10 protein-coding genes and 1 pseudogene are annotated in these 12,751 nt (G+C 67.1%); 8 read left to right on the top strand and 3 right to left on the bottom strand.

Annotated features, from left to right (window positions below; all coding sequences use genetic code 11):
- Window positions 1-20: 20 nt before the first annotated feature.
- The 3 genes from fabD (at window position 21) to dnaN (ending at window position 3,015) form a co-directional block, all read left to right on the top strand.
- Window positions 21-959: an ACP S-malonyltransferase gene (fabD, locus tag G524_RS0101840; protein ID WP_027442177.1), complete on the top strand. Its 939-nt coding sequence runs from the start codon at window positions 21-23 to the stop codon at window positions 957-959.
- Window positions 959-1,723: a 3-oxoacyl-[acyl-carrier-protein] reductase gene (gene fabG, locus G524_RS0101835; protein WP_027442176.1), complete on the top strand. Its 765-nt coding sequence runs from the start codon at window positions 959-961 to the stop codon at window positions 1,721-1,723. Before fabD ends, fabG begins: the two co-directional genes overlap by 1 nt.
- 164 nt (window positions 1,724-1,887) lie before the next feature.
- A complete protein-coding gene (gene dnaN / locus G524_RS0101830; protein ID WP_027442175.1) occupies window positions 1,888-3,015 on the top strand; it encodes a DNA polymerase III subunit beta in 1,128 nt (375 codons plus the stop codon).
- 16 nt (window positions 3,016-3,031) lie between these two features.
- On the opposite strand, the gene G524_RS0101825 is transcribed toward dnaN, so the two are convergent.
- The 3 genes from G524_RS0101825 to G524_RS0101815 all read right to left on the bottom strand — a co-directional run bounded on the left by G524_RS0101825 (window position 3,032) and on the right by G524_RS0101815 (window position 7,556).
- Window positions 3,032-4,798, bottom strand: coding sequence for an N-acyl-D-amino-acid deacylase family protein (locus tag G524_RS0101825; RefSeq protein ID WP_027442174.1), 1,767 nt, complete (start codon window positions 4,796-4,798; stop codon window positions 3,032-3,034).
- Window positions 4,799-4,861: 63 nt separating this feature from the next.
- Complete coding sequence (locus tag G524_RS0101820) at window positions 4,862-5,725, bottom strand: alpha/beta fold hydrolase (protein ID WP_027442173.1); 864 nt, start codon at window positions 5,723-5,725, stop codon at window positions 4,862-4,864.
- Window positions 5,726-5,858: 133 nt separating this feature from the next.
- Window positions 5,859-7,556: a PHA/PHB synthase family protein gene (locus G524_RS0101815; protein ID WP_027442172.1), complete on the bottom strand. Its 1,698-nt coding sequence runs from the start codon at window positions 7,554-7,556 to the stop codon at window positions 5,859-5,861.
- Between the two features lie 195 nt (window positions 7,557-7,751).
- On the opposite strand from G524_RS0101815, the gene G524_RS16205 reads away from it, so the two are divergent.
- The 5 genes and pseudogenes from G524_RS16205 to G524_RS0101805 all read left to right on the top strand — a co-directional run bounded on the left by G524_RS16205 (window position 7,752) and on the right by G524_RS0101805 (window position 12,728).
- Window positions 7,752-8,756 (top strand): PAS domain-containing protein, encoded by a 1,005-nt coding sequence (locus G524_RS16205; protein WP_051220830.1) that lies wholly within the window; start codon window positions 7,752-7,754, stop codon window positions 8,754-8,756.
- A 45-nt stretch (window positions 8,757-8,801) separates the two neighbouring features.
- A pseudogene (locus tag G524_RS17400) lies at window positions 8,802-9,243 on the top strand (diguanylate cyclase domain-containing protein); the annotation flags it as partial.
- A gap of 174 nt (window positions 9,244-9,417) precedes the next feature.
- Entirely contained in the window at window positions 9,418-10,239 is an 822-nt protein-coding gene (locus tag G524_RS16200) for an EAL domain-containing protein (RefSeq protein WP_425387196.1), read from the top strand.
- A 12-nt stretch (window positions 10,240-10,251) separates the two neighbouring features.
- Entirely contained in the window at window positions 10,252-10,455 is a 204-nt protein-coding gene (locus tag G524_RS16195) for a hypothetical protein (protein ID WP_051220828.1), read from the top strand.
- A 98-nt stretch (window positions 10,456-10,553) separates the two neighbouring features.
- Complete coding sequence (locus G524_RS0101805) at window positions 10,554-12,728, top strand: putative bifunctional diguanylate cyclase/phosphodiesterase (protein ID WP_245561261.1); 2,175 nt, start codon at window positions 10,554-10,556, stop codon at window positions 12,726-12,728.
- Window positions 12,729-12,751: the final 23 nt, after the last annotated feature.

Here is a 12,751-nt window from a genome sequence, read left to right as displayed (position 1 = left end):
CCTAAGCACGGGATCGGCACATGCGCGCGTTTCTCTTTCCGGGGCAGGGCAGCCAGAAGGTCGGCATGGGGGCGGAACTTGCCGCGGCGAGCCTCGCCGCGCGCGAGGTCTTCGAGGAGGTGGACGAGGCCCTCAAGCAAAAGCTTTCACAGCTGATGCGCGAAGGGCCGGAGGACGTGCTCACCCTCACCGCCAATGCCCAGCCGGCGATCATGGCCAATGCCATTGCCACGCTGCGGGTGCTCGAGCGCGATTTCGGCATTGCCCTTGCCGAGCACGGCGCTTGTGTCGCCGGCCATTCGCTCGGTGAATATGCGGCGCTCTGCGCGGTCGGGGCCTTCAGCCTTGCCGATACCGCGCGGCTGCTGCGCCTGCGCGGCGAGGCGATGCAGGAGGCCGTGCCGGTGGGCGAGGGGGCGATGGCGGTGCTGCTCGGCGCCGGTCTTGCCGAGGCCGAGGCGCTGGCCCAGGCCGCAGCCGAGGGCGAGGTGTGCGAGGTTGCCAATGACAATGATCCCACCCAGGTGGTGATCTCGGGCCACAAGGGCGCGATCGAGCGCGCGGTGGCGCTGGCCAAGGAGCACGGGATCAGGCGCGCGATGATGCTCAATGTCTCAGCGCCGTTCCATTGCTCGCTGATGGCCCCGGCGGCAGCGCGCATGGCCGAGGCGCTCGCTGCGACGCCGCCCGGAGCCTTCACCTTGCCGCTCTATGCCAATGTCACCGCTGCCGCGGTGAGCGATCCCGAGACCGAGGCGGGACTGCTGGTCACGCAGGTGACAGGCCGCGTGCGCTGGCGCGAAAGCGTGCTTGCCATGCGCGCCGATGGGGTGGAAAGCTTTGTCGAGCTGGGGGCAAAGGTGCTGGGGCCGATGGTCAGCCGGATCGATGGTGAGGCCGAAGTCAGAAGCCTTGTCACCATGGCCGACCTTGAGGCCTTTGCCAGGGAGATCGCCTGATGTTTTCATTGAAGGGCATGAACGCGCTGGTCACCGGCGCGAGCGGGGGCATCGGCTCGGCCATCGCCCATGCGCTCGCAGCGCAAGGGGCGCGCCTTGCGCTGTCCGGCTCGAACGCGGCCAAGCTGCGCGCCTTTCGCGACGAGCTCAACGAGGCCTATCCCCACCATGACCACGATGGCCATGTCGAGATCACCTGCGATCTTGGCGATCCCCAGCAGGTCGAGGAACTGGTGCCGGCCACGCTCGACACGCTGGGGTCGATCGAGATCCTCGTCAACAATGCCGGGATCACCCGCGACAACCTTGCCCTGAGGATGAAGGACGAGGAATGGGATCAGGTGATCCGCATCAATCTCGAAGCTGCCTTTCGGCTGATGCGCGCGGCGGCAAAGCCGATGATGAAGGCGCGCTTCGGTCGGATCGTCAACATCACCTCGGTGGTGGGGGCCACCGGCAATCCCGGGCAGATGAACTATTGCGCCGCCAAGGCCGGGCTGACCGGCATGACCAAGGCCTTTGCCCAGGAAGTGGCCAGCCGCGGAATCACCGCCAACTGCGTCGCCCCCGGCTTCATCCGCACCGCGATGACCGCCGCGCTTGACGAGAAACAGCAGGCCGCGATCAATGCCCGCATCCCGATGGGCCGGATGGGCGAGGCGGCCGAGATCGGCGCGGCGGTGGCCTATCTTGCCAGCCGCGAAGCGGCCTATGTCACCGGCGAGACTTTGCACGTCAACGGCGGCATGGCGATGGTGGGGTAGGCCTTCGAGGTCGCAGCGCCCCCCCTTATCCCCAGCCCAGTCGCCGCTTGCACAGCCGCCAACTTGCCCCTGTTGCCACCGGCGCTAAGGTTTTGCGGACTTTCCGGCGCTTGGGGGCGATTCCTTTGCCGCCTTGGCGTCTTGAGGACCGATAGGGACAAGCGATGAAGGCCACGATCGAACGCGCGACGCTGCTGAGGTGTCTCTCCCATGTTCAATCCGTGGTCGAGCGGCGCAACACCATCCCCATCCTTTCCAACGTGCTGATCGATGCCGATGCCGGCGGCAGCGTGCGGGTGATGGCGACCGATCTTGATCTCCAGGTGGTCGAGACGATGACCGCCTCTGCGGTTGCTGCGCCCGGGGCGATCACGGTTTCGGCCCACCTCCTGTTCGACATCGCGCGCAAGCTGCCCGAAGGCAGCCAGGTGAGCCTTGCCACCGTCGACAACCGGCTCGAGGTCAAGGCAGGCCGTTCAAACTTCAAGCTGCCAACCTTGCCGCGCGATGATTTTCCGGTGATCGTCGAGGGCGATCTGCCGACCAGCTTCGAACTGCCCGCGCGGCTGCTTGCCGAACTCATCGATCGCACCCGCTTTGCCATCTCGACCGAGGAAACGCGCTACTACCTCAATGGCATCTTCCTCCATGTGAGCGATGAGGCGGAGCCTTTGCTCAAGGCCGCGGCCACCGATGGCCACCGCCTTGCGCGCTTCACCCTGCCGCGGCCCGAGGGCGCTGCCGGAATGCCCGATGTGATCGTGCCGCGAAAGGCGGTGGGTGAACTCAGGAAGCTGCTCGAGGAAGCGATGGACGGCAATGTGCTTGTCGACCTTTCGGCCAGCAAGATCCGCTTCACCCTCGGCGGCGAGGGCGGGGTGGTGCTCACCTCCAAGCTGATCGATGGCACCTTCCCCGATTACAGCCGGGTGATCCCTACCGCCAATGACAAGCTGCTCAAGGTCGATCCCAAGCTGCTCTATGCCGGGGTCGATCGCGTCGCCACCATTGCCACGGAAAAGACCCGCGCCGTCAAGATCGCGCTGGACAATGACCGGGTGACGCTCTCGGTCACCTCGCCCGACAATGGCACTGCGGCGGAGGAACTGGCCGCCGAATACCGCGCGAGCGCCATGGAGATCGGCTTTAATGCCAATTACCTCAAGGACATTCTCGCCCAGATCGATGGCGAGAGCGTGGAAATCCACCTCGCCGACGCCGGGGCGCCGACGCTGATCCGCGAGGACGATCAGGCCCGCGCCCTCTATGTGCTGATGCCGATGCGGGTGTGACGCGGCGCGGAGCGGCCTATTCGGCCGCCTCGGCCAGCTGTGCACGCTGTGGCCCGCGGATGAGCCCGCCCGGCGTTGCGCCCGTCCACTTGCCTTCGCGGAAGGTCACCACCCCGCTCTTGATCGTGGCGACATAGCCTTCGGCCTTCTGCAGCAACCGCTTGCCGCCGGCGGGCAGATCGAAGGCGAGCCAGGGCTTGCCGAGCTTGAGGCGTTCGAGGTCGATCACGTTGCAATCGGCAAGATATCCCGGCGCGATCACCCCGCGGTCCTCGAGGCCATAGAGCCGCGCGGTGTCATGGCACTGGCGCTTGATCGCATGTTCGAGCGCGATGCGTGCCCCGCGCCTGCGCCCCTTGACCCAGTGCTCGAGCATGAAGGTGGGCGAGGCGGCATCGCAGATCGTGCCGCAATGGGCCCCGCCGTCCGAAAGCGAATTGACTGTGTCCTCGGCGTGCTGGAGCGGCACCAGAAAATCGAGATTGCCATCGGCATAGTTGAGTATCGGCAGATAGATGAAGCCCCGGCCCTCGTCGCGGCACAGAAGGTCGTAGGCATATTCCTGCGGGGCCACGCCGGCGGCCGCAGCGCGGGCATTGATGCTTGCCTCCGGCCCCGGCTCGTAATCGAAATCGGGATCCATCTCGTATTGCAGGCTCCAGCCCATGGCGATGGCCATCACCACGCCGCCAATATCAGCCGGTGCGCTGCTGAAATCATTGGGTTCGGCCAGAAGTTGTGCCTTGAAGGCGGGATCGAGCAGGTGGGCCTTCTGTTCCTCCCACGACAGATCGGCGATTTTCTGCCAGCTCGGGCGGAAGCGGAAGGGGTGGACGGTGCCCTGCCAGGCCATGATGATGCCATTGCCGCGCAGTGCGATCTGGGCGACGATATTGGCGCCCTTGGCATTTTCGGCGCGCATCGCCGCGATCTGTTCATCGAGCGGCATTTCCTTGGCGATCGATTGCAGCGCCGCAAAGGTGACGGGAATGCGCGCCTCGCGGCTCAAGCGGCCCATCCAGGCAAACTCGTTCCATTCGCGCTTGAGGTCGCTTGCCATCTCGAACACTGCATGGCCGCCCGCGGCGACGGCGCGGCCCATGGCCCGGCCGATCGCCATCAGCTCCTCGGGGGTGGCGGTGGTGCCGGGCACCAGCTCGCCATCGACCGACTTGTGCAGCACCGTGCGCGAGGTGGAAAAGCCGAGCGCCCCGGCGCGCACGCCTTCCTCGACGATGCGGCTCATCTCGGCGATGTCTTCCGCGGTGGGCACCGCGCCTGGACGCTCCCGATCACCCAGCACATAGGCGCGCACCGCCCCATGGGGCACATGGGTGGCGACATCGACCGTACGGGGGAGCTTTTCCAGCGCGTCGAGATATTCGGGGAAGGTCTCCCAATCCCAGGTGATCCCTTCGGCAAGCGCGGTGCCGGGGATGTCCTCCACTCCCTCCATCAGGCTGATGAGCCATTCGTGGCGATCGGGCCTCGCCGGGGCGAAGCCGACCCCGCAATTTCCCATGATGACGGTGGTGACCCCGTGCCAGCTCGATGGGGCCATCTCCTGGTCCCAGGTCGCCTGACCGTCGTAATGGGTGTGGATATCGACAAAGCCGGGGGTGACGATCTTGCCGGTGGCGTCGATCTCCTCGCGCGCGCTGCCGGAGACCGCGCCGACCGCGGCGATCAGCCCGTCGCGGATCGCCACATCGCCAGTGAAGGCTGGAGCGCCCGTGCCATCGACAATCGTGCCGCCGCGGATGATGAGATCATATTGCGCCATCTTCTCTCTCCCTCTCGGGCGCGAGAATGTCGAAATCCCGCCGGCCTGTCCAGCGCTGCGCGTTTAGGCCGCGGCCATGCCCTTGGCGTCGCGCGCGCTCTCGGGCGCATCGAGAAAGGCGCGGATCGCGGCGATGCTCTCATCGGCATGGGTGAGCAGAAACAGGTGCCCGCCGCCGGCAAAGGTGACGAGCTCGGAGCGCGGGATCATCGCCTTCAGGATTTTGCCGTTGATGAGCGGCACGATCTGGTCGTCCTCGCCCATCATGATCAGCGTTTCCTTGGCGAGGAAGGGCAGGGCGGGCAGGCTGGTCCAGCCGAGCATGCACAGGAGCTGGTAGAAATAGCCGCGCGGGCTGGGCGGCTTGAGCCGGCCGATATGGCGGTCCTTCTGATGCTCGGCCCCGTCCTTGTCGAGCCCGCCATAAAGCGTGGCGAAATGCTCGTTCATGAACTCGGGATCGATATAGCGGCGCGGATTGGCCATCTTGGTGAAGGCGGCCGGGTTGCCCGGCACCATCAGCATCCCCGGGGTGGTGGCGGCGAGGATCAGCCGCCGGGTGCGCCCGGGGTGCTGGAGCGCGAAGTGCTGCGCCATCGCCCCGCCCCAGGACACGCCCATCACGTCGACTTCATCCAGCCCGTATTTCGCCAGCAGTTGGGCCGCGGTCCAGCACATGGTGAAAGGGTTGTAGGGGATCACCGGATCGGGCGATTCGCCGGTGCCGGGCATGTCGAACATGATGAAGCCGCGCTCGGGCAGGGCCGCGGCGAGCGGGGCAACCGCCTCGATATTGGCGCCGATACCGTTGAAGAACAGGATCGGCAGGTGATCGGAGGGCATGTCGAGCCGCCATGCCGCAGTCCGTAGCGTCCGCCCGCCCACCTGTTCCATGGTGACGAGCGCATCGTCCATCGCATCGGCCATGCAAATTCCGTCCTTTCTGCCGCGCACGAGGGCACGGGGGTTGGGCGCGCGGGCCGATCCCATAGCGCGCGCGCCCCCAAGCTCTTGCGCGCCTCGGCCCTATCCCTCGCAGGCGGCGCGCACCGACGCCATATCAGACTTCTTCGACGACGTAGAGTCCCGGCGCGGCCTCGAGCGGCGGATATTGCGCATTGCCGAGGCTCTGCGGCGCCGGCCGCTTGGCGCCCGAGCGCGCCTGCACCCATTCCATCCACAGCGGCCACCAGCTGCCCTTGACCTCCTCGGCCCCGGCCAGCCACTCGTCCGCGGTCGGCGGCAGCTTGCCCTTTTTCTTCTGGATGAAATACTTGGCCTTGGGATTGGTGGGTGGGTTGAGGATCGCCTGCATGTGCCCGCTCTGCGAGAGCACGTAGGTCACGTCCTTCGATCCGAACAGCTGGGTGGAGCGATAGGTCGCCTTCCACGGGGTGATGTGATCGGTCACCCCGCCGAGGATGAACAGGTCAGCGGTGACCTTGGAAAGGTCGATCCTGTGCCCGGCCATCTCGACCTCACCCTTCTTGGTGAAGGCAAGGGTTTCAAACAGCGTGAGGAAATCGCCCATCAGGCTCGCAGAAAGGTTGGTGGCATCGGCGTTCCAGAACAGGACGTCAAAGGCCGGCGGGTCTTGCCCGAGCAGGTAGTTGTTGATGACATAGTTCCAGATGAGATCGTTGGGCCTGAGCCAGGCAAAGCCCCGGGCAAGGTCGTCGGCCTTGATCACCCCCTGCTTCATTGCCCGCTGGCGGGCGAGCTTCATGCCGTTCTCGCTCACCAGCGAGGCCGCCTCGATATCGGTCGGCATCGGGTGGAGCACGCAGACCATCAGCGTCAGCGTGCCGAGCACGGGGTTGCCGGTGGCGGCGAGCTTGGAGGCGAGCACCGAGGCAGTCTGCCCGCCCGAACACCCGGCCGAGACATTGACCTTGTCCGAGCCGGTGATCGCCTGCACCACCTCCAGCGCCTTCTCGCAAGCTGCGACATAATCGGCCATGCCCCAATGGCCCTGCTCCTTGCGCGGATTGCGCCACGAGATCACGAAGGTCTGGATGCCGTTGTCGACCTGCCACTTGACCACAGACTTTTCAGGGCTGAGGTCGTTGATATACATCTTGTTGATCTGCGGCGGGATGGTGAGCTGAGGAATTTCATAAACTTCCTCGGTGCTCGGCGCATATTGGATGAGCTCCATGATCTCGTCGCGATAGACCACGTTGCCCTTCGAGGTGGCGATGTTCACCCCCAGCTTGAAGGGGCGCTTGTCCACTTGGCTGACCATGCCTTTGTTGTGGACAAGATCGTTGTAGGCGTTCTGCAACCCCTTGATGAGGCTGAGCCCGCCCGAATTGATGATCTGCTTTTGCGCGGTGGGATTGCCGGCAAGGGTGTTGGTGGGGGCAAGCGCATCGAGGATGATGTTGGCGATGAAGTTGGCGCGGTTGCGCTCCAGCTCATCCAGCTCCAGCTCCTCGAGCCAGCTGCGCATCCCCTTTTGCACCGCGAGGTAATACTGCACCCCGGCGCGGAAGAAGGGGTTGTATTGCCATGCCGGATCCATGAAGCGCTTGTCCTTGGGATCGGGCGCCAGTTCGCTCTTGCCGGTCATGATCTTGACCATGTCCTCGGCCATAGCGGTGGTGTGGCGCACCAGCCGCGCCGGATCGCTCGCGGTCTCGCGCAGCAGCAAGGCCACCGCGCCGACGAAATCCTCGCGCGCGACCCCGATCAGCGGCCCCAGCGCCAGGGTGGACTGGGCGGCCTCGTTCTCGAGCCTGATCTTGCTGTCTGCCATTACGATCCCCTCTTGTTTGGTCGAGCCCGGTGCCGGTGGGCCGCTGGGCACGAGAATGCAGCCTGCCCGATCAAGTTGCAAGCGCGCCGCGTTGGCCCCGAGACCCGGGCAAGGCGGTGTCCGGCGCGGCCATAATGATTCTCGCAAGGGTGCTGCGCCATAGCCCCGGGGATACCCGGGGAACCTGTCCGCAAATTGGTCTCAGACGCGCCGCGCCCGCTCGCGTCGGGGCGCGATCTGCGCTCGGTGGTCAAGGCCCGCGCGCCTGAGAGCGAACAGCGCAGCCGCGCCGAGCGCCGCGCGCCTGAGCGCCTGCGGGCCGGCGCGGGCGGCACGCCCGAGGCCGATCCGGTTGCCGATCTCAACCACTTCCTGCCCCGCCATGCCAGCATGATGGCGGCCTTCGTGGCGGTGGCCTTTGCCATCGCCGCTCTCGTCACCGAAGGCCTGCCTTCGCAGGGCACCGGCCTTGTGGGCCTTGCCGCGCTCGGGCTGTTCGCCGCCGGATCGCTCTTTGCCGCGCTCGAGCGCCGGGCCGAGACCGGGCGGGCGATGCGGCTTCTGGTCCTGCTGGTGGGCGTGGTGACCCCGATGGCGCTGGCGGGCGTGGCGCTTGCCGGGTGGGTGGGCGAGGGCCTGCCCTGGCAATGGGCGGTGGCAACGCTGCTGTGCATCAACGCCGCCACCGCGGCGCTGTTGGAGGTGCGGATCATCTCGCTGTTCTGCGCCAAGATCGCCGCATGGTCGGGCTTTGCCCTGATCGGTCCGGGAATGCTCACGCTGGTTTCGCTGGTAGGCGTGGCAATCACCCTGGCGCTGATCGCCCGGCTCGAATGGAAGGCCGCCGAACGTCGCCGCCTCGAACGCGAGGCCCGTGAGCGGGTGGCCGCGCGCGCGGAGGATATCCTGCGCAGCTTCGAGGAGACCGGGCAGGGCTGGTTCTGGGAGACCGACCGGCGCGGGCTGATCACCTGTATCTCCCCCAAGGCCGCGCTGGTGCTGGGCAAAAGCGTCGAGGAGGTCTGCGGACAGCCGCTGAGCACGATTGTCGATGCCGGCGCCGGCGCCGTCGAGGCCGAGCGCACGCTGTCTTTCCACCTCCCGGCCCGCTCGGCCTTCCACGATGTCGAGGTGCGCGCCGCCACAGGCGAGGAGGAGCGCTGGTGGGCGTTCACCGGCGGCCCGGTGTATGACAGCTAAAAGAACTTCTGCGGCTTTCGCGGCCACGGCACCGATCTCACCGAGATGCGCTGCAGCGAGCAGCAGGTCTCGCGCCTCGCGCTCTATGATTCGCTCACCGGCCTTGCCAACCGCCGCAAGCTGGGTCAGCGGCTCTCCGCCATGCTCGCCGCCTTCCGGGTGAGCCAGCGCTCCTGCGCGTTGATGATGCTCGATCTCGATCGCTTCAAGCATGTTAACGACACACTCGGCCACCCGGCGGGCGATGCGCTGCTCAAGCAGGTGGCGCAGCGGCTCGAGCGCGCGATCGGCACGGCCGGGCGCTGCGGGCGCCTCGGGGGCGACGAGTTCCAAGTGATCGTCCCAGGCCACCAGAAGCGCGAGGTGCTCGGCCATCTTGCGCAGGAGATCATCACCCAGCTTTCGCAGCCCTACCATCGAAGGGCAGAGCGTGATGATCGGCGCCTCGGTCGGGATCGCGCTGGCGCCCGAGCACGGCGCAGCGAGCGACGAGCTGATCCGCAATGTCGACCTGGCGCTCTATGCCGCCAAGGATGCCGGGCGCCGGGCCTATCGCTTCTATGCCGAGGATCTCCACGCCGCGGCCGAGGAGCGCGTCGAGCTGGAGCAGGACCTGCGCGAGGCGATCGCCCGCGACGAGCTTGAGCTTTACTACCAGCCGGTGGTCTATGCCGCCAACGAGAAGATCGTCGGCTTCGAGGCGCTGATGCACTGGAACCACCCGAGGCGCGGGTGGATCAGCCCGGCCAAGTTCGTGCCGATTGCCGAGGATGCCGGGCTCATCGACCGCATCGGCCAATGGGCGCCGCGCAAGGCCTGCGAGGACCTCGCCCGCAGGCCGCGCGCGATCCGCTGCGCGGTCAACGTCTCGGCGCTGCAATTTGCCAATCCTGATCTTCCCACCATCGTTGCCAATGCCCTCGCGCACAGCGGGGTGGCGCCCTCGCGGCTCGAGCTGGAGATCACCGAGAGCGTGCTCCTCAACGACAGTGCCGGCACCGAGGCGATGTTCAAGGCGTTGAAGCGGGTGGGGGTGCGGCTGGCGCTCGATGATTTCGGCACTGGGGATTCCTCATTGGGCTTTCTCAACAAGGCGCCCTTCGACAAGATCAAGATCGACCGCAGCTTCGTCCAGGGCGCGACCGAGGAGGGCAGCCGCAACGGCGCGATCATCGCCTCGATCACCTCGCTGGCCGAGGCGCTGAACATGGACACCACCGCCGAGGGGGTGGAGACGCTCGATGAGCTGGAACTGGTGCGCCTGCTCGGTTGCAGCCATGTGCAGGGCTATATCTACTTCAAGCCGATGAGCGCCGCCGATGCCACCGCGCCGGTGGCGGGCGATCTTGTCGCCGAGGCTAATGACCCGCAATCGGCCCGCGCCGCGCGCCAGAACCTGCTGTGCCGGGTGGTGGTGGTGCACAATGGCAACCGCCTCAACGCCACGCTGCGCAACATCTCGGAGAGCGGGGCGATGATCTAGGGGCTGTGGAACATGCCCGCAGGCAGCACCCTCAGGGTCGAGTGCAGCGCCGACAAGTCGGTCACCGGGCAGGTGCGCTGGTCGCGCGAGAACCGCGTCGGGATCGCGTTTCACATGCCCCTGAGGCGCCGCGCCGATGGCAGCTTCGCGGTGCTCAAGGGCCAGCCTTCCTCGGCCCGGGGGTGGTGGGCCTGCCGGCCTTGGCCCGCCCTTTAGCGGAATAATAACCATCAGGGCTTACCCCAAGCGCATGATGGCCGCGCCGCCGCTGCGCAGGGCGAAGACGGCCACGATCTGGAGGATCCGCGCGTCAGATGTCCCTCAAGGGTCTCTTGTCATCCCGGGGCGGCGGGGGCGCCCGCCGCGGTTCTGCCGCCGGCGTCTCGGCCCTGTCCGATGACGAGCGGCTGGCGATGCTCGATGCGCTCGAGCAATCGGGGCTGGGCTGGTTCTGGGCGAGCGATGCCCAGGGGATGCTCACCTATCTGTCGCCCGCGATGGCGGCGCGGATCGGGGTGCCGCTCGGCGACCTCATCGGCAAGCCGCTGGCCCAGCTCTTGATCGCCGTCGATCATGAAGGGCGCGGGCGTTCGCTGCCGCTGCTGCTGGCCGCGCACAAGCCCTTTGCCAACCTCGCGGTGCGCGCCGCGCAGCAGGGCGCGGGCGCGGTGCTGCGGCTCTCGGGCCAGCCGGTGCTCGGGGGCGGCGGCTTTGCCGGCTTCCGCGGCACCGCCACCGACATCACCGAGGAATATGTCCGCGAGGCCGAAACCGCCCGGCTGGCGCGCTATGATTCGCTCACCGGCCTGTCCAACCGCTATCGCATGGCGCACCAGCTCGAGACCACGCTCACCGCCTTTCAGGCGGCGCGGCGCAATTGCGCGGTGATGATGCTCGATCTCGATCGCTTCAAGCATGTCAACGACACGCTCGGCCATGCCGCGGGGGACGAGCTGCTCAAGCAGGTGGCCGAGCGGCTGCGCCGCGCGATCGACCGCGAGTGCGAGATCGGGCGCCTGGGCGGCGATGAATTCCAGGTGATGCTTCCCGACATTGCCGACCGCGGGGTGCTGGGCGAGCTGGCGCTCAAGATCATTGCCATGCTCGGCCAGCCTTATAGCCTTGCCGAGGGGCGCTGCGTGATCGGCGCCTCGGTGGGAATCGCCATCGCGCCCCATGACGGGGTGACGCGCGAGGAGGTGGTGCGCGCGGCTGACATTGCGCTCTATGCCGCCAAGAACGGCGGGCGCGGGCAATACCGCTTCTTCTCGGGTGAGCTTGAGAACGAGACGATCTTCCGCCGCCGGCTCGAACAGGAACTGGGCAGCGCGCTCGCGCGCGAGGAGCTGTTCCTGCGCTTCGAGCCGATCGTCGCGGTGGCGAGCGAGACGGTCTGCGCGCTCGAGGCCCATGTGTGCTGGCTCCACGAGACCCGTGGGATCATCGACGAGGAGGAGTTCGCCGCCATCCTTGAAGGCTCGGCGCTGGTGGGCGAGGTCGGGCGCTGGGCGATCGGCGCGGCCTGCGCGCGGGCCGGGCAATGGCCCGAGACCATCCGCGTGGCGGTCAATGTGCCGGTGGCGCTGTTCCTCGCCGAAGGCTTTGTCGAACTGGTGGAAGAGGCCATCACCCGCGCTGGTATTGCTCCGGGGCGGCTCGAGCTCGAGATCAGCGAGGCGGTGTTCTTCGGCGATGCCAGCACCGTCGATCGCACCTTGGCTGCGCTGTTCAAGCTCGGGGTGCGGCTCACGCTCGACGAGTTCGGCTCGGGTTATTCCTCGCTCGCCTATCTGCGCCGCGCGCCCTTTGACAGCCTCAAGATCGACCAGCGCCTGCTCGCCGAGGCCGAGCGCCACGAGGGCCGCGGGCTCGAGCTGGTGCGCGCGATCGTGGCATTGGCCGGGGCGCTGCAGATGGACACCATCGCCAACGGGATCGAGAGCCCGGGTCTGCTGGCCGCGCTCAAGGATTGCGGGGTGCGCTATCTTGAGGGGCCGATCTTCAGCGAGCCGGTGGACGAAGACACGCTGGCGCAGGAGCTGGCCGGGGGCAGCTGGAAGATCGCCCCCGGCACCGATCGCACCCGCCGCGCCCGGCGCCGCACCGTGTTCCGCAAGATCCAGGTGATCCACGATGACTATGCCTACGAGGTGACGCTGCGCAACCTCTCGCGCACCGGGGCGCTGATCCAGGGGCTGGTCGATGTGCCCAAGGGCACGCAGTTCGTGGTCGACCTTGGCGGCGGGCAGCTGGCGGTGGCGACCGTCACCCGCTCGAACGGCGATGTCCAGGGGCTTGAGTTCGAGCAGGAGCTGGTCGAGGACGGCTCGGGCGGGCTGTGCACCCGCAACCGCGTCTCCCCTTATGCGCTCGCCGCCGCAGGCGCGCCGCTCGCGGCGCTGGCGCCGGGCCGCTTCGTCGGGATCGGGCAGGGCGGCGCGGTGCCCAAGTTCGGCTATGCTGCAAGCCCGCGCGCCGAGCCGGGCTGAGGGGTGAGGGGGTGTTGCGTTTT

It is taken from the genome of Erythrobacter cryptus DSM 12079, from assembly GCF_000422985.1.
Classification (GTDB): Bacteria; Pseudomonadota; Alphaproteobacteria; order Sphingomonadales; family Sphingomonadaceae; genus Erythrobacter; species Erythrobacter cryptus.
Note: the sequence above shows the minus strand (reverse complement) of the source record. Positions and strands in the feature narration are given on the sequence as shown.